The 19,531-nt window shown below is 72.2% G+C and carries 18 protein-coding genes; 9 read left to right on the top strand and 9 right to left on the bottom strand.

Going from position 1 to position 19,531, the window contains the following annotated elements; all coding sequences use genetic code 11:
* Nucleotides 1-5 precede the first annotated feature (5 nt).
* Complete coding sequence (locus tag ACIO6U_RS25525) at nt 6-905, bottom strand: DUF4389 domain-containing protein (RefSeq protein WP_401722555.1); 900 nt, start codon at nt 903-905, stop codon at nt 6-8.
* Nucleotides 906-1,173: 268 nt separating this feature from the next.
* Here ACIO6U_RS25525 and ACIO6U_RS25520 point away from each other — a divergent pair, with 268 nt between their 5' ends.
* Nucleotides 1,174-1,497 carry a plasmid stabilization protein gene (locus ACIO6U_RS25520; RefSeq protein WP_355345913.1) on the top strand — a complete coding sequence of 108 codons (324 nt, stop codon included), beginning with the start codon at nt 1,174-1,176 and terminating at the stop codon, nt 1,495-1,497.
* 90 nt (nt 1,498-1,587) lie between these two features.
* Here ACIO6U_RS25520 and ACIO6U_RS25515 read toward each other — a convergent pair whose 3' ends face one another.
* Nucleotides 1,588-2,412 carry an aldo/keto reductase gene (locus ACIO6U_RS25515; protein ID WP_355345915.1) on the bottom strand — a complete coding sequence of 275 codons (825 nt, stop codon included), beginning with the start codon at nt 2,410-2,412 and terminating at the stop codon, nt 1,588-1,590.
* A 395-nt stretch (nt 2,413-2,807) separates the two neighbouring features.
* Between ACIO6U_RS25515 and ACIO6U_RS25510 the strand changes: the two genes are divergently transcribed.
* Nucleotides 2,808-3,854, top strand: coding sequence for a LacI family DNA-binding transcriptional regulator (locus tag ACIO6U_RS25510; protein WP_401722552.1), 1,047 nt, complete (start codon nt 2,808-2,810; stop codon nt 3,852-3,854).
* A 363-nt stretch (nt 3,855-4,217) separates the two neighbouring features.
* Nucleotides 4,218-5,702 (top strand): GH1 family beta-glucosidase, encoded by a 1,485-nt coding sequence (locus ACIO6U_RS25505; RefSeq protein WP_355345921.1) that lies wholly within the window; start codon nt 4,218-4,220, stop codon nt 5,700-5,702.
* Between the two features lie 25 nt (nt 5,703-5,727).
* Here ACIO6U_RS25505 and ACIO6U_RS25500 read toward each other — a convergent pair whose 3' ends face one another.
* Nucleotides 5,728-6,201, bottom strand: a complete 474-nt coding sequence (locus tag ACIO6U_RS25500) for an Lrp/AsnC family transcriptional regulator (RefSeq protein ID WP_355345924.1) — start codon at nt 6,199-6,201, stop codon at nt 5,728-5,730.
* 100 nt (nt 6,202-6,301) lie between these two features.
* Between ACIO6U_RS25500 and ACIO6U_RS25495 the strand changes: the two genes are divergently transcribed.
* Nucleotides 6,302-6,742, top strand: a complete 441-nt coding sequence (locus ACIO6U_RS25495) for a DUF2000 family protein (RefSeq protein WP_391045598.1) — start codon at nt 6,302-6,304, stop codon at nt 6,740-6,742.
* A gap of 186 nt (nt 6,743-6,928) precedes the next feature.
* A complete protein-coding gene (locus ACIO6U_RS25490) occupies nt 6,929-9,013 on the top strand; it encodes a SpoIIE family protein phosphatase (RefSeq protein ID WP_401722547.1) in 2,085 nt (694 codons plus the stop codon).
* 39 nt (nt 9,014-9,052) lie between these two features.
* Here ACIO6U_RS25490 and ACIO6U_RS25485 read toward each other — a convergent pair whose 3' ends face one another.
* The gene (locus tag ACIO6U_RS25485; RefSeq protein ID WP_391045594.1) at nt 9,053-9,664 is read right to left on the bottom strand and encodes a LysE family transporter; all 612 of its coding nucleotides are present in this window, start codon (nt 9,662-9,664) and stop codon (nt 9,053-9,055) included.
* Between the two features lie 69 nt (nt 9,665-9,733).
* On the opposite strand from ACIO6U_RS25485, the gene ACIO6U_RS25480 reads away from it, so the two are divergent.
* Entirely contained in the window at nt 9,734-10,699 is a 966-nt protein-coding gene (locus ACIO6U_RS25480) for a LysR family transcriptional regulator ArgP (RefSeq protein WP_401722758.1), read from the top strand.
* Between the two features lie 82 nt (nt 10,700-10,781).
* Here ACIO6U_RS25480 and ACIO6U_RS25475 read toward each other — a convergent pair whose 3' ends face one another.
* From ACIO6U_RS25475 to ACIO6U_RS25465, 3 genes are all read right to left on the bottom strand, one after another.
* Nucleotides 10,782-13,628, bottom strand: a complete 2,847-nt coding sequence (locus ACIO6U_RS25475; protein ID WP_391162156.1) for a glycoside hydrolase family 3 C-terminal domain-containing protein — start codon at nt 13,626-13,628, stop codon at nt 10,782-10,784.
* A 333-nt stretch (nt 13,629-13,961) separates the two neighbouring features.
* Nucleotides 13,962-14,657, bottom strand: a complete 696-nt coding sequence (locus ACIO6U_RS25470; protein WP_401722543.1) for an excalibur calcium-binding domain-containing protein — start codon at nt 14,655-14,657, stop codon at nt 13,962-13,964.
* Between the two features lie 88 nt (nt 14,658-14,745).
* Nucleotides 14,746-15,084, bottom strand: a complete 339-nt coding sequence (locus tag ACIO6U_RS25465) for a hypothetical protein (protein WP_401722540.1) — start codon at nt 15,082-15,084, stop codon at nt 14,746-14,748.
* Nucleotides 15,085-15,202: 118 nt separating this feature from the next.
* Between ACIO6U_RS25465 and ykgO the strand changes: the two genes are divergently transcribed.
* Together ykgO and ACIO6U_RS25455 are read left to right on the top strand one after the other, a co-directional pair.
* Nucleotides 15,203-15,325, top strand: a complete 123-nt coding sequence (gene ykgO, locus ACIO6U_RS25460; protein ID WP_188285404.1) for a type B 50S ribosomal protein L36 — start codon at nt 15,203-15,205, stop codon at nt 15,323-15,325.
* A gap of 267 nt (nt 15,326-15,592) precedes the next feature.
* Nucleotides 15,593-16,252: a zinc ribbon domain-containing protein gene (locus ACIO6U_RS25455; protein ID WP_355345949.1), complete on the top strand. Its 660-nt coding sequence runs from the start codon at nt 15,593-15,595 to the stop codon at nt 16,250-16,252.
* 81 nt (nt 16,253-16,333) lie between these two features.
* On the opposite strand, the gene ACIO6U_RS25450 is transcribed toward ACIO6U_RS25455, so the two are convergent.
* Both ACIO6U_RS25450 and ACIO6U_RS25445 read right to left on the bottom strand, forming a co-directional pair.
* A complete protein-coding gene (locus ACIO6U_RS25450) occupies nt 16,334-16,984 on the bottom strand; it encodes a TetR family transcriptional regulator (protein WP_391045581.1) in 651 nt (216 codons plus the stop codon).
* A 40-nt stretch (nt 16,985-17,024) separates the two neighbouring features.
* Nucleotides 17,025-18,497: an MFS transporter gene (locus ACIO6U_RS25445; RefSeq protein WP_391045579.1), complete on the bottom strand. Its 1,473-nt coding sequence runs from the start codon at nt 18,495-18,497 to the stop codon at nt 17,025-17,027.
* 258 nt (nt 18,498-18,755) lie between these two features.
* Between ACIO6U_RS25445 and ACIO6U_RS25440 the strand changes: the two genes are divergently transcribed.
* Nucleotides 18,756-19,490, top strand: a complete 735-nt coding sequence (locus ACIO6U_RS25440; protein ID WP_401722535.1) for a class I SAM-dependent methyltransferase — start codon at nt 18,756-18,758, stop codon at nt 19,488-19,490.
* Nucleotides 19,491-19,531: the final 41 nt, after the last annotated feature.

Raw genomic sequence — 19,531 nt, 5'->3', positions numbered from 1 at the left:
CCGCGTCAGCGGCCCGGTGGGGTGACGACGACGGCCGCGGCGGCGGGTGCTGTCGCCGCGGCGTTGTCGTTGTTGTTCCCGTTCCAGTCGGTCACGGTGTCGCCGACGATGTGGCCCGCGAGACCGACCGCCAGGAAGACCCCGACGAGGACCTTCGCCGCGGTGCTCATCAGCAGCGGCCGGGTGGCGGAGGCGAGGGCGCCGGGAACGGCTCCGGGCACCGCCCCGTAGGTGTCGCCCGGCACGGCGCCCGGCATGCCCGGCCGCACCGCGCCCGGTACGGCCCCAGGCGCGTCGCCGTCGCCGAAGAGCCGCTTGGGGTAGGCGGAGGTCAGCAGGAGCACGTAGGCGCTGAACCGCATGCTGTAGCGCAGCGTCGCGGCGCTCGCCTCGAACAGCGGCCGGGGCATGCGGCCGAGCACCAGCGTGATCAGCCAGATGATGAAGGCGAGCGCGTACCAGCCGGAGGTCACCAGGCCCTGCACGATGCCGGCCGGGATCATCAAGATGATGCGGAAGAACACCGCGAGCCGGTTCAGCGGCCCCGGCCGCAGCTCGATCCGCACCGGATAGTGCTCGGCGGGCCGCAGCGCGAACGGCGGATACCGGTCGACCAGCAGCATCGCGCTGGCGTGCACACGCGTCTCGTACGCCAGGAACGCGCCGAGGTAGCGGGCCACGCCCTCGGGCAGGTGCCCGGTGAACAGCGCGGCGAACCAGCCGACGATGACGGTGAAGAACGCGCCGACGCCGAGCACGAACACCACGATGAACTGCGGGATCAGCAGCAGCCAGCGCAGCAGCACCGTCAGCCGCCGCTGGCGGCCCGGGTCCGGCATGTCCAGTTCCGGCAGCCACTCCACCGGCTCGGCCCCCTCGGGCCTCGCCCACATCGGTTGCGTCATGCCCGGCGCTCCGTCCCGGGGCGTCCACGAAGACGCCCTCGTGGACGAACCTCGCAGTACGGAGCACCCCTCGCATGTCCAGCAGGGCGGCCGGGTGACGCCCGGACGGGCCGCACCGCCGTGCGGGCGCTCCCGCGGGCGGTGACCATGGAGCGCGAAGGGGGCTTCCGTGTAGGCCCGCACGTGCCGGGCAGGCGCGGGAACAGGGGCGCCGCGCGTGACCCGCGGGCGCCGCCGCAGCGATGACGACGACCGAGAGGTGCGAGCCATGCCCAGGGGATCGAGTGCCAAGCGCGAGCGCCAGTACGAGCACATCAAGGAGAGCGTCGAGGACCGCGGCGGGTCCGAGAAGCGGGCGAAGGAGATCGCGGCGCGCACCGTCAACAAGGAGCGCGCACGCTCCGGCGAGGCGCGCACCGCGAGCCGCAGTTCCACCCACGACATGTCGTCGGGCCGCCGCGGCGGCCTGCGCTCGCACTCCGGCGCGCAGGGCCCGACGAAGGAGCAGCTCTACAACGAGGCCAGGCAGCGGAACATCAAGGGCCGCTCGTCGATGACGAAGGCGGAGCTGTCCAAGGCGCTCGGCCGCTGACGCCCGTCCGCTGACGCCCACCGGGCGTCGGACGACTCGGGTCCAGGTCCAGGTCTAGGTCCCGGTCCAGGTCCGGGCTCAGGCTCGGGCTCAGTTGAAGGTGTCCGGGTCGGGGCCCGTGCGCTCACCGCGGTCGAGTGCGGTGATGGCGGCCATGTCGGCCTCGGGCAGTTCGAAGTCGAAGAGCCGGAAGTTCTCCTCGACGCGGGCGCGGGTGACCGACTTCGGGAAGACGATGTCGCCGCGCTGGATGTGCCAGCGGAGTGTGACCTGGGCGGGTGTGCGGCCCAGCCGTTCCGCGGCGGCCACCAGCACCGGGTCCTTGAGCACGTTGCCCTTGGCGATCGGGGACCACGCCTCGGTCGCGATCTCGTGCTCGGCGTTGAAGGCCCGTACGTCGTCCTGCACCAGGTACGGGTGCACCTCGATCTGGTTGACCGCGGGGACGACCGTGCACTTCTGGAGCAGGCGGCTGATGTGCGGCGGCTGGAAGTTGGACACCCCGATGGCCTTGGCGCGGCCCGAGGCGTAGATCTCCTCCAGCGCCCGCCAGGTCTCGGTGAAGTCGCCCACCGCGGGCCTCGGCCAGTGGATCAGGAAGAGGTCCAGATACGGCGTGTCCAGGTCGTCGAGCGAGCGGGCGAAGGCCGTGAGGGCGTCGCCGTACGCGTGGTAGGAGTTGTCGAGCTTGCTGGTGACGAAGACCTCCTCGCGCGGCAGGCCCGATGCGCCGACGGCCTGGCCGACTTCCTTCTCGTTGCCGTACATCTCGGCGGTGTCGATGTGGCGGTAGCCGATCTCCAGGGCGGTGGTGACCGCCTCCCGGGTGTCTTTCGGCGGGATCTGGAACGTCCCGAAGCCGAGCTGGGGGATGGCGACGCCGTTGTTGAGCGTGAGAGCGGGCACAGCAGACATGTGCGCGACTTCCTTGCGTGTCTCGGCGGATGATTCCCGGTGGAGCCGCCTGACCTGCGGCGACGAGCCCGGAGTGACAGGGCGGCCTTCACCCACCGTAACTTCTGCCGACGTATCCGGCCTGCCGACGGCAGACCCCGGCGCGCGGACCCTGAGCGGGTCATGAGGGGCGCCCAGCCGATACGACCGGACGACGGGGGGGATGCCGCCGGCCGTATCGGCTTGTGAGGCGGGGGGGTGCCTCAAAGGTTCGGGTGCCCGGGTCCCGCACCGCCAAACACCCCGAATCCGGGAGCGGGCCGAATTCGCTTCGGAGAGCGCTCTCTCGGTAGGGGTGTAACCCGTTACGCTGTGCCTGTTCCGTGCCACGCCGCCCCGCGTGAAGGAGACGTCCCTTGTCCGACCCGAGCTTCGCGCCGCGTCCTACGCTGGAGGCCGTCGCCGCGCGGGCCGGGGTGTCGCGTGCCACCGCCTCGCGGGTGGTCAACGGGGGAGCGGGGGTACGGGGACCGCTGGTGGAGCGGGTGCGCAAGGCCGTGGACGAGCTGGGGTATGTGCCCAATCAGGCGGCCCGCACGTTGGTGACGCGGCGCAATGACGCCATCGCGGTGGTGGTGGCCGAGCCGGAGACGCGGTTCTTCACCGACCCGTTCTTCGCGCAGCAGGTGCGCGGGATCAGCAAGGAACTCACCGCGCGGGACAACCAGTTGGTGCTGCTGCTGACCGAGGGGGCCGCGGATTACGAGCGGGTCGGCCGCTATCTGGCGGGCGGACACGTCGACGGCGCGCTGATCTTCTCGCTGCACACCGACGGTTCGCTGCCCGTGCTCTCCAGCAGGGGAGACGTGCCGATCGTCATCGGCGGCCGTCCCACCTGGTCCGATCAGGAGTCCGGCCGCCGCGCCCTGTACGTGGACTGCGACAACCGGGGCGGCGCGCGGGACGCGGTACGGCACCTGCTGGGCATCGGCCGCCGCCGGATCGCCCACATCGCGGGACCGCTCGACCAACTGGCGTCGGTGGACCGGCTGGACGGGTTCCGTGACGTGCTGCCGGAGACCGACCCGCGGATGATCGCCGAGGGCGACTTCACCCCGGAAGGCGGCGCCCGCGCCATGGCCGAACTCCTCCAGCGCTGCCCCGACCTGGACGCCGTCTTCGCCGCCTCCGACGTCATGGCCTCCGGCGCCCTGCGCGTCCTGCGCACCTCAGGACACCGCGTCCCCGACGACATCGCCGTCGTCGGCTTCGACGACATGGTCTCCGTCGCCGAATGGACCGACCCGCCCCTGACCACCGTCCGCCAGGACATCGAGGAAATGGGCCGCCTCATGGCCCGCCTCCTCCTGCGCACCCTGGAGCCCGCGCTGGCCGCCGAGGCCGTTCCGGCGCTGTCGTCCATCGTCACCCCGACCCGGCTGGTCGTCCGCGCCTCCGCCTGAGGCCGCCGGGCCGGATCGGCCGGACAGGATCAGACGGGCCGGACCAGTCGGGCCCGCACGGCCGGGCCGGACCCGACGGACCGGATCGGCCGGATCAGACGCGTCGGACGGACTGGTCCCGCTCGGCCGGGGCCGGATCCGACGGACCGTCACCACTCCACCGCGCGGGCCGAATTGCGGCACTCCTCCCGTATTCGTCGTGCGACGGCTCTTGACGAGGGGTCGCCGGAGCGGGCACGCTCCTTCTGGTGGCCTGAGAGCGCTCTCAGACGGAGCGGCCCCCCGACTCTCGGCGCACCGAACCCGCCCGTTCCGCCCGACCGTCGCGTATCCGCGACCCACCCGCTATGGGAGCGCTTCCAGATGACCGCTGTCGACGACCACGCCACTGCCGAGGAGCTGCGGTTCCCGGCCGGATTCCGGTGGGGGACGGCCACGGCCGCGTATCAGATCGAAGGAGGCGCGACGGAGGACGGGCGGACACCGTCGATCTGGGACACCTTCAGCAGCACGCCGGGGCGGGTGCGCAACGGGGACACCGGCGACATCGCCGCCGACCACCGGCACCGGATGCCCGAGGACGTCGAGCTGATGCGCGAACTCGGCGTCACGGACTACCGGTTCTCGGTGTCCTGGCCCCGCGTCCAGCCGACCGGCCGGGGCCCCGCGGTGCAGCGCGGCCTGGACTTCTACCGGCAGCTCACCGACCGGCTGCTGGAGGCGGGAATCCGGCCGGTGGTCACGCTCTACCACTGGGATCTGCCGCAGGAGCTGGAGGACGCGGGCGGCTGGCCCGAGCGCGACACGGCGGCGCGGTTCGCGGACTACGCGGAGCTCGTCGGCGAGGCGCTGGGGGACCGCATCCCGCTGTGGACGACCCTCAACGAGCCCTGGTGCAGCGCCTTTCTGGGCTACGGCTCCGGCGCGCACGCGCCCGGCAGGACCGACCCGGCCGCCGCACTGCGCGCCGCGCACCACCTCAACCTCGGGCACGGCATGGCCGTCGGCGCCCTGCGCGCACTGCTCCCCGACACGGCCGCGGTCTCGCTGGTGCTCAACCTGGCGGCGGTGCGCGGCCGTTCCGACTCCGCGGCCGACCGCGACGCGGTGCGCAGGATCGAGGCGCTGGCCAACCGGATCTTCCTCGACCCGGTCTTCCACGCGCGCTACCCGCGCGACCTGATGGAGGACACGGCGGCGCTCACCGACTGGTCGTTCGTACGGGACGGCGACCTCGCCGAGATCTCCCGGCCGATCGACGTTCTCGGCCTCAATTACTACAGCCCCACCGTGGTCGCCGCCGCGGCGGCCTCGCCCTCCGCCGTGCCCGGCCGCCCCTCCCCGGCGGAGCCCTCGCCGTGGCCGGGCACCGACGGCGTCGTCCGCTTCCTGCCCGCGGAGGGCCCGCGCACCGCGATGGGCTGGCCGGTCGACGCCGAGGGCCTGACCGGACTGCTGCGCCGCCTGGGCAGGGAACTGCCCCGCGTGCCGCTGATGATCACCGAGAACGGCGCCGCGTACCACGACTACGCCGACCCGTCGGGCGCCGTCCACGACCCGGAGCGGATCGCCTACCTGGCCGGCCATCTGGCCGCCGTGCTGGAGGCGGTGCGCTCGGGCGTGGACGTCCGCGGCTACTTCCTCTGGTCGCTGCTCGACAACTTCGAGTGGTCCTACGGCTACAGCAAGCGCTTCGGCATCGTGCACGTCGACTTCGCCAGCCAGCGCCGCACCCTCAAGGACAGCGCCCGGTGGTACGCCGACCTGATCGCGGCCAACCGCGCCGCGCCCGGCGCGCCGGGACCGCGCCACCCGCACCGCCGCCGTGCCGGAGTCCGCGCGGTGTGAGGCGGGCGGGGCGCGCGGGGGCCGGTCAGCGCGCGGCGGGCCCGGCCGGGTCGACGCGGTGCCGCTGTACGTGCTCGTACGCCATCGTCGTCTGCACATCGGCGATCTCGCGGCGCTCGGTGAGCCGGTCGATGACGAAGGCGTAGACGCCGTTCACGTCGGGGACGGCGATGTGGATCAGGAAGTCGTGCGGGCCCGAGGTGACGAACAGGCCGATCACCTCGGGCAGCGTGGCGGCCCACTCGCGGAAGCCCTCGATGACCGGCCTGGCGGGCGGCCTGACCCGTACCGCGATCAGCGCCTGCACCGGGCGGCCGATCGCTTCGAGGTCCAGGGTCGCGTGGTAGCCGGTGATCACCCCGCGGTCGCGCAGCTGCTTGACGCGTTCGAGCGAGGTGGAGGGGGAGACGCCGGTCTTGGCGGCGAGATCGCGGTTGGTCTGCCGTGCGTCGTGCTGCAGTTCCCCCAGCAGAGCCTGGTCCAGCGCATCAAATTCCACGAGAGTCCCTATCTGCCTGATGAAGTTCGGTGGCTCTGAGAGAAGACGGCACGTGTGCCTAGTCTAGGCGGCGGATTCCCGATCGGATGGAGGGCGCCGCATGGACGTGCGCACGGACCTGTCGACCCGGCAGGCGAAACTCAAATGGGTCATCGTCGTGGACGAGGAGCTGCCCGCCGGGCGGCTGGTGAACGCCGCCGCCTGCATGGCCGCCTCGGTCGGCAAGGAACTGCCCGACTTGGTGGGGCGCGGCGGCGAGGACGCCTCGGGCGGCGTGCACCCCGGCCTGCCCTGGGCGGGCTGCTCCGTCCTCGCCGCGGACGCCGGCACGCTGCGTGAGCTGCGCGGCAAGGCGGCGGCCAAGGACGGTGTCCTGGTGGTCGACATGCCCGAGGCGGCCCAGACCTCACGGGTCTACGACCAGTATCTGGACCAGCTCGCGGGCACCAAGGGCGAGGACGTGGCGTACAGCGCGATCAGCCTGGTGGGCCCGCGCAACGCGGTGGACCGGCTGGTCGGCAGGCTCCCGCTGCTGCGCTGAGCGCGAGTACGGGCCGCGGGCGCGTACGCACGGGCCGCCGCGTATCCGCCGGTAGGTGTCCGCGCGTGCGTCCCGTACCCGCGGTGTGCGCCCCGTACCCGCCGCGTGCGTCCCGTACCCGCCGGTACGTACTCGTCCCGGCGCTCCCGACGCGCCCGTCGGCGTCAGTCGAGCGATGATCGAGGGATGAGGCGTACCGGTCGCGAGATGGGCGTCCCCGAGCTGGAGCCCGAGGTGTTCGACCGTGCCATCGTGTCCGTGGCCCTGACGTCGGGGCCCGAGCACCGGCTGGTGTACTACAACGACGCCTTCCACGACCTGTTCGGACCGCGCCCGCTCGGCGTCCCGGCGGGCGAGGTGTTCGACGAGCCGCACGAGTCGCCGTACCTCGACCTGCTCGACGTGGTCTACACCGACAAGGCGCCGCGCCAGGTGACCACCCCGCGCACCACGCGCGGCAGCACGCCCGGTGCGCCCGGGCGGCGGCATTTCGTGTACAGCCTCTCGCCCGTGGTGTCCCGGCACGGCCCCGGCGTGCTGACCGTCGCGATCGACACCACCGCGCACATCGAGGCCGCCGAGCGGGCCGAGGAGCTGTCGGAGGAGCGCCACCAGGCGTTGCAGCGCTACGAGGCGCTGATGTCGGCCGTCTCGCAGATCGTCTGGCTGATGCGGCCAGACGGCGCGATCACCGAGCTGGTCGGCGGCTTCGAGGAGTTCACGGGGCTGCCGTGGCGGTCCAGGATCGACGAGGTGTGGCTGGAGTCGGTGCACCCGCACGACCGCGCCGGGCTCCTCCAGACCTTCCAGGAGGCGGCGACCGGGCCGGCCACGATGTTCGTGTGCACCTTCCGGATGCGTACGGCGACCGGCGCGTACCGGCGCGTGCAGTCGCGGGCGGTGCCGGTCGTGCGCGACGGCGAGACCGTCGAGTGGATCGGCACCACCTCCGACGTCGAGGACCAGTGGCGCAACCGGCTGCGCGAGCGGCTGCTGGCCCGGGTCGCCACCGTCACCGCCGCGCAGGACGTGGCCCAGGCGTTCGCCGCGACGGCCTCGGCGGTCGTACCGGAGCTGACCGACGCCTGCGTGGTGTTCCTGCTGCCCGCCGTGGGGCTGCCTCCCGGTCCCGGCGGGGCGGCCACCGCCACCCGGATCGCCGAGACGGCCAGAGCGGGACTGCCCGACCTGCCGCCGCTGAACGACCAGCCGTACCAGGTCGGCCCGGTCGTCCAGCAGGTGATCGAGAGCCGCAGGCCCCGGCTGGTGACCTTCCCCAGCGGCGAACCGCCGCCCGGCATCGTCCCCGACGCGTCCACCGCCTGGCTGCGCAAGGTCAGGGCCACCAGCCTCACCATCGTGCCGATCGTCATCGACGCGGCCGTGGTCGCCTTCGCCGTCGCGGCGGCCTGCGCCGACAGCCCGCCGCCGGGCCCCGCCGACCTCGCGCTGCTCGGCGAGATCCTGCACGAGGTGCGCGACCGGCTGCGGCAGGCGCTGGAGCTCCAGCGCACCCGGCACACCGCCCTCACCCTCCAGCGGGCCCTGCTCACCCCCACCCCGCGCGTGCCGGGCGCCGAACTGGCCGCGCACTACCAGCCCGCCAGCAAGACCGCCGAGATCGGCGGCGACTGGTACGACGCGCTGCTGCTCCCCGACGGCTCCGTCGCCCTCACCATCGGCGACATCGCGGGCCACGACCTGGAGGCGGCCACGTCGATGAGCCAGCTGCGCAGCATGCTCCGCGTCATCGCCTACGACCAGGTCCACCCCGGCACGCCCGCCGACAGCCTCGCCCGGCTCGACCGCGTCGCCGACGGCCTGGGCATCGCGCCGCTGGTCACCGCCGTCCACGCACAGCTCACGCCGGGGCCGGGCGGCGGCTGGCACGCGGCCTGGTCCAACGCGGGCCACCCGCCGCCGCTGCTGCTCCCGGTCTCAGGGGCGCCGCGCTTCCTCCAGGGCGAAGGGCCCGACCTGCCGCTGTGCGTCGACCCGGCGCTGCCGCGCGCCACCTGGCACCACGAACTGCGCCTGGGCGACACGCTGTTGCTCTACACCGACGGGCTGATCGAGGTGCCGGGCACCGACCTCACCGAGGGCATGGCGCATCTGGCCGCGCACGCGGAGGAGGCGCAGTCCGACGGGGTGCCGCTGGCCGCGCTCTGCGCCAGGCTGCTGGCCGCCGCCGACTCGCGGCGCGACGACGCGGCCGTGATCGGCTTCCGGCCGACCGCGCAGGGGCGGGTGTGGGAGGGGATGTGGGGCTGAGGACGGGCCGGGGCATCGGCCGCGGTCACCGGCGGTTCCTCAGAGCCGCACCACCATCACCACGCCCAGCGTCACCATCGTGACGGCGATGACCCCGTCGAGGACCCGCCAGGAGCCGGGCCGGGAGAACGGCCGCCGCAGCAGCCGGGCGCCGAAGCCGAGCGCGCCGAACCACAGGACGCTGCCCGAAGCGGCGCCGACGGCGAACGGCCAGCGGCCACCGCCGTACCCGTTGGCCACCGACCCCAGCAGGAGGACGGTGTCCAGGTACACATGCGGATTGAGCCAGGTCATGGCGAGGCAGGTGAGGACGGCCGCGCGCAGGGTGCCGCCGCTCGCGCCCGCCGGGTCGAGGTGTTCCGGGCGCAGCGCGCGGCGGGCGGCGAGCACGCCGTAGCCGACCAGGAAGGCGCCGCCGACCCAGGCCGCGACCGTGACGGCCGAGGGCCAGGCGTGCACCACGGCGCCGATCCCGCTCACGCCGAGGGTGATCAGTGCCGCGTCCGACAGCGCGCAGATCGCGACGACCGCGGCGACGTGCTCCCGGCGGATGCCCTGCCGGAGGACGAAGGCGTTCTGGGCGCCGATGGCGACGATGAGCGACAGGCCGGTACCGAGACCCGCCAGAGCCGCGAGAAGGGCTGCGTGCATGGTGACGAGGCTAGGAGAGCCACTATCATCAATCCAGCTAATGATTCTTAGGTAGCATAAGGGATCGTGATGATCGATCTCCCGCTGGACCAGGTCCGCACGCTGCTCGCCGCCGTCGACGAGGGCACCTTCGAGGCCGCGGCGCAGACCCTGCACGTCACGCCGTCCGCGGTCAGCCAGCGCGTCAAGGCGCTGGAACAGCGCACCGGACGCGTCCTGCTGCTGCGCACCAAGCCGGTACGGCTGACCGAGTCCGGCGAGATCGTCGTCCGTTTCGCACGCCAGCTGACCCGGCTGGAGCGGGACGCCAGCGCCGAACTGGGGCTGTCCGACGAGACCGCCGGCACGACGGCGCTGCCGATCGCGGTCAACGCCGACTCGCTCGCCACCTGGTTCCTGCCCGCCCTCGCCGAGGTCCCGGCGGGGCTGCCGGTCTGCTTCGACCTGCGCTGCGACGACCAGGACCACACCGCCGGGTGGCTGCGGCAGGGGCTGGTGATGGCGGCGGTCACCTCTTCGCCGGAGCCCGTGCAGGGCTGTACGGTCCGCGCGCTCGGCCGCATGCGGTACCGCGCCATGGCCGCGCCCGCCTTCCACACGCGGTGGCTGTCGGGGGCGCCGCTGCGGGAGGCGCTGCCGGACGCGCCGCTGGTGGACTTCGACCGCAAGGACGACCTCCAGGACCGCTTCCTGCGCGCCCTCGCGCCGCGCCGCGCCGCGAACACCCCGGTCGCGGGCCGCGCCGCGAGCACCCCGGTCACCCGGCGCGCCCGGCACTACGTCCCCTCCTCCGACTCCTTCGTGACGGCCGTCGCGGCGGGGCTCGGCTGGGGCATGATCCCCGAGGTGCAGGCCGTGGGGCACCGCAGGGACGGGACGCTGGTCGACCTCGCCTTCGAACGGCCCGTCGACGTCCCCCTCTACTGGCAGCAGTGGAAGCTCGACTCCCCGGCGCTGGCCGCCGTCGCCGAGGCCGTGGTGCGGACGGCGGCGGTCGCGCTCAAGGACACCGACGGCGCGCGGGCGGCGGGCTGACGCGGACCGGCCGGGGCGTGTGTGCGCACGCCCCGGCCGGTCACCGCCGGATGCCCACCGGCGAGTCACTCGTACGCGTCGGCTACCCGTACGCGTTGAACTCCGCGATCGACCACCAGGACGTGGCGCTGCCGGTCTGCGTCACCCGGATGTAGCGGGCGGCCTGCGCGGGGAACGACGCCGTGACGAGCGCGGCGGAACCCGTGCCGGTGGCCACCGGGGCGCTCCAGGTGGTGCCGTTGGCCGACAGCGCGACCTGATAGCCGCGGGCGTAGTCGCTCGCGCTGCCCGCCGAGTCCATCGTGATCTGGTCGACGGTGTGCGACGCGCCCATGTCGACGGTCACCGTCTGGCCGTTGGCCATCGGCGTGCCGGTGCTCCAGCGCGTCGACGAGTCCCCGTCCAGCATCCGCGCGGCCACGTCACCGCCGCCGGTCGCCGAGGCGGACGCCGTCCACCCCGTACGCGACAGCAGGGAGTGACCGCCGCCGCCGTTGCCCGCGGGGATGGTGGTCTGGCCGGTGAGGCGGATGTCGCGGGAGGAGGAGCCGACGTAGACGGCGTTGGTGCCGGCCGCGTTGGTCCAGGCGTTCGTCCAGTACTGGAAGCTGCGCGCGTCCAGGGTGACCGAGACGTGCTGGCTCTGGCCGGGGTTGAGGCTGACCCGCTGGAAGCCCCGCAGACTCTTGGGCGGTTCACCCGTCGTGGCGGGCTGTCCGACGTAGACCTGCGCGACCTCGGCGCCCGCTCGCGTACCGGTGTTGGTGACGTCGAAGCCGACCGCCACATTGCCGTTCGCGTCAGGAGCGCCGACCGTCAGACCCGAGTAGCCGAAGGTCGTGTAGGACAGGCCGAAGCCGAACGGGTACGCGGGCGTCTTGTTCTGCGAGTCGTACCAGCGGTAGCCGACGTTCACGCCCTCGCTGTACTGCACCGTGTTGTTCTGGCCGGGCCACTGCGCGGTGGTGTGCGCCGGGACGTCGGCGATCGAGGCGGGGAAGGTCACCGGCAGCTTGCCGGAGAAATTCGTGTCGCCGTACAGCAGCCGGGCGATGGCCGTGCCGTCCTCCTGGCCCGGATACCAGTTCTCGACGATGCCCCGCACCGCGTTGGCCCACGGCATCGTCACCGCCGAACCGCTGTTGACGACCACAACCGTGTTGGGGTTGGCCGCCGCCACATCGGTGACGAGCTGATTCTGCGCGGAGGACAGGTCGATGGACGACAGGTCGCCGCCCTCGGACTCGAAGTTGCTCACGAAGACCACCGCGAGGTCCGAGGAGCGCGCCGTCGCGACCGCCTGGTCGTGCAGCGACAGGCCCGGAATCTGCCAGCCGAGCGTGGCGTTGCTGCCGCCGCCCGCCTGGTAGTAGTCCACCTCGATGCTCACCGGCTGATTGGCCGTCAGACTGATCGTGCCCGTCCGGGTGGTCGGACCCTGGTCGAACCAGTTGTTGATGATCTGCTGGCCGTTGACGAACAGCCTGCTGCCGTCGTCGCTGTTGAGCGAGAAGGTGTACGTGCCGGTGGTCGGCGGGGTCAGCGTGCCGGTCCACTTCGCCGACCAGTTGGTGGTGTTGACCCCGGGGGCCGGGGACTGGCCGCCCCACACGTTGTCGACGGTCGAGTCCACGCGGCTCGCCACCACCGCGCCCGACAGGTCCTTGCTGTTGTGGTACTCGCCGTACAGGCCGCTGCCGGTGCCCTGCGACGGCTTGAGATACGTACTGCCGACCGGCGACAGCGAACCGTTCGCCGACGCGACGCCCTGCGCGTACGTCACCGTGGTGCCGCTGCCCGCACGGGACTTGAGGCCCTGGTACGGCGTGATCACATGCGGCGCGTTCACGCCCGCGCTGCCGCCGCCCTGCGTCATCGCGCCGGTGCCCGCGTCGTCACCGATCACGGCCATGGACTTGACCGACGAGGCGACCGGCAGCACCGAGGAGCCGTTCTTCAGCAGGACGCTGCCCTCCTCGGCGACCTGCTGCGAGATCGCCGCGTGCGCGGGGGAGGTCACGACCGCGTTCGTGGAGCCGTTGTTGGGGTTGTCGAACAGGCCCTGGCGGAACATCGACAGCAGGATGCGGCGCACATGGTCGTCGATCGTGGCCTGCGAGACCTGGCCGTTGTTCACCGCGTTGGTCAGCGCGGTGCCGTAGTAGTCCTTGCCCGGCATCTCCATGTCCAGGCCGTTGTTGGCCGAGGCGACCGTGGAGTGGGTGCCGCCCCAGTCGGAGGTGATGAAGCCGGTGAAGCCGAGGTCGCCCTTGAGCAGGCCGTTCTGCAACGGGCCGTTCTCGCAGGCGAAGGGGCCGTTGATCGCCGAGTAGGAGCACATCACCGAGTCGGCCTGGCCCTGCTTGACCGACGTCTCGAACGCCGGGGTGTAGATCTCGCGGATGGCGCGGTCGGAGACGATCGCGTTGTCCGAGGCGTTGTTGCGGTTGGTCTCCTGGTTGTAGACCACATAGTGCTTGACCTGGGCCATCGGGCCCTGGCTCTGGATGCCCTGGATGTCGGCGGCACCCAACTGGCCCGCCAGATACGGGTCTTCGCCCATCGACTCGAAGGCGCGGCCCCAGCGCGGGTCGCGCACGATGTTGATCGTCGGCGCCAGCACCACATTGGTGCCCTTGCCCCACTGCTCCGAACCCAGCACCTTGCCGTAGTTCTGCATCAGCGCGGGGTCCCAGCTCGCCGCGCCCGCGACCGGGGCGGCCATCTGCGTCACGTCGTTGAAGCCGTCACCCGCACCGACCGGGCCGTCCTGAAGGTGCAGCGGCGGAATGCCCAGGCGCGTGTTCCCGTCCACGCACCCGACGTACCCGCACGACGCCCCGCCGTGCAGCATCGTCAGCTTCTCCGCCTGCGTCATCGCCGCCAGCAGCTCGTCGGCCCGCTGCGCGGGCGTCTGCGCCGTGTTCATCCACGGCTGCGTCGCGGCCTGCGCGGGACTTCGGCTCGCGGAGACAGCGCTTGCTCCGGTCACAAGTAAGAGCGCTGCCGCTATGGGCAGCGCCGTTCGTATCCAAGGACGTGTTCGACGCATGGGGGGACTCCTGTGTGCGGCTCGACAGCGCGTGGGAGAGCGACGGAACGCACAGCCCGCACGACGCGTGGGGGCGCCGACAGCGGACTGCGCAAGCGACGATCGTCCCCCGCAGACCCCGTGTCAAGACTGACAGAGAGCGCTCTCCCGCGGCCGACGCGGGTTGCGTGACGGGCCGTGCGGGAAAGCGCGCCCGGCGGCCCGGCGAGGTCAGGGAGCGGCGCCCTCGGACGGCTCGCAGGCCAGGCCGTCGTGATCGCGGTCGAGCTTCGGCCGATAGCGCGGATCGCTGCTCGGAATGTCGCTCGCGCCGTGGTCGTGCGCGTCCGTGCAGTCCTTGTACGTGGTCGCGGGCGGACCGGTCGTCTCTGCTCCTGAGCCTGGCACCGCGTGGACACTGGCCCCGGTGATCCGCCCGCCGTCGACGGAGTACGTGCCCTCGAAGGACTTGACGGTGCCGTCGGTCTGGGTGGCGTCCAAGCGGACGGTGACAGTGGTGGGGGTGCTGGCGAGGACGGTCACGACGTCTTCTGAGGTGGACGAGAAGCCGTTGACGAAGGCCGAGTAGGAGGAGCTGACGTTCTTGCCGCCGAGAGCCCACGCCCGGCCGAAGTCGCGGGCGTTGATCGCGGCGAAGTAGTCGCTGACGACCGTCGTCGGGTCCGTGGCGGTGGCGGTGGCGGTGGCCGTCGCTGTCGTGGTCGTCGTGGGAGCGGTCGGGGTGGGCGTGGGTGTCGCAGGCGGCGGATTCGGCGTGGTCACGGTGGTCGTCACCGTCGCTCCGGGCGCGCTCGGAGCGACGGTGACGCCCGCCGACGAGTTGCCGTCCGTGCTGCCGCAGGCCGCGGCCGTGGCCGCCGTGACGGCGACCAGCAGCGTGGCGGGCAGGAGTCGTACACGGGCCATGGGACTCACCTCGCGGGTGGCTGTCCCCTTGTCCCAGAGTGCGCCGCCCCGGCCGGTACCGCTCGCCGATCAAGGACGGACGCGCGCCTCAGCGGGTGCGGTCCTCGTCGGGGGCCGGTGGGGTGTCGGGGGTGTCCTCGGCCATGGAGCCGGGGCTGGAGAAGTCGGGGCTGGAGAAGCCGTGGGGGGAGATGCCGACCTCCTGGGGGACGAGGTCGTCGGCGGAGTCGGCCTCGTAGTCGGGGCCCTCGAAGGGCGGGACGACGTAGTCGGGCGGGGTGTAGTCGTGGATCTCGGGCGCGTCGGGGCCCGTGAAGTCGGGACTGGAGAAGTCCGGACTGGAGAAACCGGGGCTGGAGAAGTCCGGCGCGTCCGCGTCCTTACCGCCCGCGTCGCCGCTTCCGCCGCCGTGCTGTTCGTCGCTCATCTCGGTCCCCTCACGGCGGTCCGCACCGCCTGTCCGCGGAACGGAATGAACCCGGCCGCATCACCGTTGCCATGCACACAACGAACAGTACGAGACTGTACGAGCAGGAAGGTGTCCCATGAAGGTCCGTAATTCGCTGCGCTCGCTCAAGAGCCGTCCGGGCGCCCAGATCGTCCGCCGGCGCGGCAAGGTCTATGTGATCAACCGCAAGGACCCCCGCTTCAAGGCCCGTCAGGGCTGACCCCCGCGACCGGGGCGGAATGCCGGGATCCGCCCCAACTCCCCTGTATCGGGCATGAGCCGGTTGAGCGTGTCGTGCACCGAACAGGGTGTGCGACAGTATCCCTTGCCCGGGATCGGGCGGCAGTACAGGGCGCGCCGAACAGGCCCGGTGAGAACCGGACGGCGCGTTCGGAAACCGGCGTGGGGTGCGGGGCGTCCGTGCTGGTGGGGGTACCGGCGGGTCAGGGGGCCCGACCGGAGGTGCGCGCGCGGTGGAGGCGTGGGAATGAGTTCCGAGATCTACTTCAGCAACAACTACCGGGATCTGTGCCAGGAGCACGGCACGGGAGCGGGCTTCCAGTTCGAGTTCTCGTGCCGGCGCTGCCAGGACACCTGGCGCTCGGCCTTCGAGCCGTACACCAGCGGCCGGGTCGCGGGCTGGCTCGGCAAGGGTGTCAGCGCGGCCTACGGCGTGCTCGGCCGTGGCGGCTACGGCATGTCCAGCGCCGCCGACGGCCTGGCGGGCGCGGGCTTCGGCAGCGCGCGCGACAAGTCCTTCCAGCGGGCGATCACCAACGCCGAGGGCCACTTCAACCGCTGCCCGCGCTGCACCGACTACGTCTGCAACCGCTGCTGGAACGCCGCTCAGGGCATCTGCCTGACCTGCGCCCCGGACACCGCCGCCGAGGCCCTCGCCGCCCAGCAGCGCGGCCTCAACGACATGGTCTCCGAGCGGGCCTACACCGTGGGCCAGCAGAGCGGCCAGGCGTTCGACGTGACCGCCGCGCGCCAGCTCGTCTGCCCGCAGTGCGGTACGGAGACGCGGGGCGCCGCCTTCTGCTCCGGCTGCGGCCACCGGCTCGCCCAGCCCGACAACTGCGCCTCGTGCAGCGCCCCGATCCCCGAGGGCGCCGCCTTCTGCCCGGGGTGCGGCACCCGCCGCTGACGACGCGCGCCGCCACCCCCTCGCGTCGGCCGACGCGTGAGGGGGAGCGGCGCCATCAGGTGAGGGCCGCGCCAGGGGCGCTTACGCGTCCCGCGCGCAGCTCGCGCGCCCCGCACCACTGCTGATGAGCGTCAACTGCTCGCGCGTGGCCGGGGCGTGGATCGCGGGCGTGCCGTGGGCGCGCAGCCCCGCGAGGTGGATGTCCAGATGCCGCTGCCACGCCTCCGGCGCGACCGGGCCCGCGGTCTCCACGATGCCGCGCAGCGCCCACGAGATGGCCATGATGTCGCCGAGCACGATGTCGGGACCGATCCGCCCGAACTCCTGCGCCTGGGCCAGGAGCTCGGTGATCAGGTCGCGCAACTGCTCGACGCAGGCCGCCTTGGAGTGGCCGACCGCCTTGACCGCGTAGCCCCGGTGGGTGCTCAGCGACTGGCCCATGGCCCGCAGATAGACCTCGAGCCCGGTGCCGTCGCCGAGCGCGAGCGCACGGCGCGCCTCGGCGACCAGCTCGCTGAGCATCTGCCCGACGATCTCCTCGACCAGCGCCTCCTTGTTGGGGAAGCGCCGGTAGACCGTACCGACGCCCACCCCCGCGCGCGAGGCGATCAGCTCCACGCTCGCTTCCGTGCCGAATTCGGAGACGACCTCACGCGCGGCCTCGATGACCAACTGCTGGTTGCGTACGGCGTCCCGCCGCATCGGCCGGTCCTGCGTGTCGCGCGCTGTCATCCGTCACTCCCGGTGGGTGCGGCCGTTCGTACGCCGGAGCTCACTCCGGCTTGTCACCCACGACCGTACCGCCGGGTACCACCGCCAACTCCGGATGCGCGGGCTCGTCCGCGAAATCCACCAGCCTGGTCTGCTGCCGGGTGACCGGGATCAGCATCGCGGCGAAGGCCGCGATCAGCAGCGCGACACCGAGCATCGCGAAGCCGTTGGTGTACCCCGACTCGCGCGGCAGGCCGTCGGCGGCCGGGTTCGAGGTGACGATGCTGGCCATCAGCGCCGCGCCGATCGAGCCGCCGATGGTGCGGATGTTGGCGTTCATGCCGCTGGCCACGCCGGTCTGCTCCGGCGGCACCGCGGCGACGATCAGGCTCGACATGGCCGAGAAGGCCAGGCCGAAACCGACGCCCATCACGCCGGTGGCGATGTACAGCTCCCAGGTCGCGCCGTGCGCGAAGGCGATCATCGCCAGCGAGACGGTGCCGATCAGCGAGCCGAGCAGGACGACGATCTTGCCGCCGATCCGCTGGGCGAGACGGCTCGCGCCCAGGCCGACGGCGAACATGGTCACCGACATCGGCAGCAGGATCAGGCCGGACTCGGTGATGCTCGATCCGAAGCCGTAGCCGGTGGACTTCGGGGTCTGCACGAATTCGGTGAGGAAGGCGAAGGTCGCGTACATACCGACACCGAAGAGCAGCGCGACCAGGTTGTTGGTCCACACCGCGGGCAGCCGCATCATCTTCATGTCGATCAGCGGTACGGCGGAGCGCAGTTCGACCTGCACCCAGGCGACGGCCAGGACGACGGCGGCGATCAGCAGGCCGATCACCTTGCCTGAGGCCCAGCCCCACACCGACGCCTGGCTCAGCGCGACCAGCAGGGCGACCAGCCAGCCGGAGAGCAGCACGGCGGGCAGCCAACTGATGCGTCCCGGTGTGCGGATCGGGGACTCGGGGACGAAGAAGTGCGCGGCCACGGCCGCGAGGATCGTCATGATCATCGGCAGCCAGAACAGCCAGTGGTAGTCCAGCACGCTGACGATGGGTCCCGCGAGGACGATGCCGAGGCCGGAGCCGACCGCGATCAGCGAGGCGATGGCGCCGACCGCGCCGTTCAGCTTCTCGCGCGGGAACTCGTCGCGGATGATGCCGAAGGCCAGCGGCAGCACACCGCCGCCGATGCCCTGGATCACGCGGGCGATGATCATCACCTGCACGTTGGACGCGAGCGCGGCCAGCAGCGAGCCGACCGCGAGGGCGGACATCGTCGCCACGAAGACGCGTTCCTTGCCGATCATGTCGCCGACGCGGCCCATGATCGGGGTGAATATCGACGCCGACAGAAGGTAGGCGGTCAGCACCCAGGTGACGGTGTTCTGGTTGGTGTGCAGGCTCTCCTGGATCGTCGGCAGGACGGGGGTGACCAGGGACTGCAACAGCGCGTAGGCGGCGACACCCGCCGCCAGGACCGCGAACGTGACCTGGTGGTGCGGTCGCCGGGTCTCGGACGCCATGGAACTCCTCAAGCTTGAACCGGAACGAACATTCCGTTAAGCCAGCAGAATATCGCATCAGGAATGACGCTTCCGTTTCGTGGAGGTCAGGTGTAATGCACACCTCACTTCGCCCCCGCCGGGAATAAACGGCGGGAACGCCGCCCCGAGGGCCCGTCCACGCTGGCCTGCCGCCGCCTCCCCGATCCACCCGGGCGGCGGGCCGGGCGTTCGCCGCGACACGGCGTCGCACGGCTTCGCACGGCCTAAGGTGGCCGGATGTTCTCCGATCAGGGGCCGAGCCTCCGCGAGTTGGCGGTGCAGGCGCTCTCCTCCGTCGACCGCGGCTACGACCTGCTCGCGCCGAAGTTCGACCACACACCGTTCCGCACGCCCGATGCCTTCCTCGACGCGGTGGCGGGCGCTCTCGCGCCCCTCGGGCCCTTCGACACGGGACTCGACGTCTGCTGCGGTACGGGCGCGGGCGTCGGGACGCTGCGGTCGCTGTGCGGGAAACGCGTCACCGGCGTGGACTTCAGCGCGGGGATGCTGGCCGCCGCGCGCGCCGCGTACACCGGCCGGGACACCGCCGAAGGACCGGAGCCGGAGTGGGTCCGCGCCGACGTCCGCGCGCTGCCCTTCGACGCGGAGTTCGACCTCGCCGTCAGCTTCGGCGCCTTCGGGCACTTCCTGCCCGCCGAACGCCCCCGGCTGTTCGCCGAGGTGCGCCGCGCGCTGCGCCCCGGCGGGCTCTTCGCCTTCCCGGTCACCGCGCCGCCGCCGGTCGACTCGGCCCTGTACTGGGCACTGTGGGGCTTCGACGCCGGAATGCGGGTGCGCAATCTGGTCTGGCGCCCGCAATTCGTCATGTACTACCGGACGTTCCCGCTGCGCGGGGTGCTCGACGACCTCGCGGGGGCCGGATTCACCGTGACCCACACGGCACTTGAGGAGTTCGGCCGCCGCCCGGACGGCAGCCCGCGCTGTCGGCTGGTGCTGGCCCGCAGCACCTGACCGGTACGGGGTCCGTACCCGGTCGGTGCCGCGGGCCGGGG

The sequence above is a fragment of the Streptomyces sp. NPDC087422 genome (assembly GCF_044744145.1).
Taxonomy (GTDB): domain Bacteria; phylum Actinomycetota; class Actinomycetes; order Streptomycetales; family Streptomycetaceae; genus Actinacidiphila.
This window is presented reverse-complemented; position numbering and strand designations above follow the sequence as displayed.

Excerpts from the sequence above, each read along its gene's own strand:
- ACIO6U_RS25495 (WP_391045598.1), top strand. The coding sequence starts at position 6,302 with ATGGACGTGCGCACGGACCTGTCGACCCGGCAGGCGAAACTCAAATGG.
- ACIO6U_RS25515 (WP_355345915.1), bottom strand. The coding sequence starts at position 2,412 with ATGTCTGCTGTGCCCGCTCTCACGCTCAACAACGGCGTCGCCATCCCC.
- ACIO6U_RS25445 (WP_391045579.1), bottom strand. The coding sequence starts at position 18,497 with ATGGCGTCCGAGACCCGGCGACCGCACCACCAGGTCACGTTCGCGGTC.
- ACIO6U_RS25455 (WP_355345949.1), top strand. The coding sequence starts at position 15,593 with ATGAGTTCCGAGATCTACTTCAGCAACAACTACCGGGATCTGTGCCAG.
- ACIO6U_RS25450 (WP_391045581.1), bottom strand. The coding sequence starts at position 16,984 with ATGACAGCGCGCGACACGCAGGACCGGCCGATGCGGCGGGACGCCGTA.
- ACIO6U_RS25480 (WP_401722758.1), top strand. The coding sequence starts at position 9,734 with ATGATCGATCTCCCGCTGGACCAGGTCCGCACGCTGCTCGCCGCCGTC.
- ACIO6U_RS25520 (WP_355345913.1), top strand. The coding sequence starts at position 1,174 with ATGCCCAGGGGATCGAGTGCCAAGCGCGAGCGCCAGTACGAGCACATC.
- ACIO6U_RS25440 (WP_401722535.1), top strand. The coding sequence starts at position 18,756 with ATGTTCTCCGATCAGGGGCCGAGCCTCCGCGAGTTGGCGGTGCAGGCG.
- ACIO6U_RS25475 (WP_391162156.1), bottom strand. The coding sequence starts at position 13,628 with ATGAACACGGCGCAGACGCCCGCGCAGCGGGCCGACGAGCTGCTGGCG.
- ACIO6U_RS25465 (WP_401722540.1), bottom strand. The coding sequence starts at position 15,084 with ATGAGCGACGAACAGCACGGCGGCGGAAGCGGCGACGCGGGCGGTAAG.
- ACIO6U_RS25525 (WP_401722555.1), bottom strand. The coding sequence starts at position 905 with ATGACGCAACCGATGTGGGCGAGGCCCGAGGGGGCCGAGCCGGTGGAG.
- ACIO6U_RS25470 (WP_401722543.1), bottom strand. The coding sequence starts at position 14,657 with ATGGCCCGTGTACGACTCCTGCCCGCCACGCTGCTGGTCGCCGTCACG.
- ACIO6U_RS25505 (WP_355345921.1), top strand. The coding sequence starts at position 4,218 with ATGACCGCTGTCGACGACCACGCCACTGCCGAGGAGCTGCGGTTCCCG.
- ACIO6U_RS25490 (WP_401722547.1), top strand. The coding sequence starts at position 6,929 with ATGAGGCGTACCGGTCGCGAGATGGGCGTCCCCGAGCTGGAGCCCGAG.
- ykgO (WP_188285404.1), top strand. The coding sequence starts at position 15,203 with ATGAAGGTCCGTAATTCGCTGCGCTCGCTCAAGAGCCGTCCGGGCGCC.
- ACIO6U_RS25485 (WP_391045594.1), bottom strand. The coding sequence starts at position 9,664 with ATGCACGCAGCCCTTCTCGCGGCTCTGGCGGGTCTCGGTACCGGCCTG.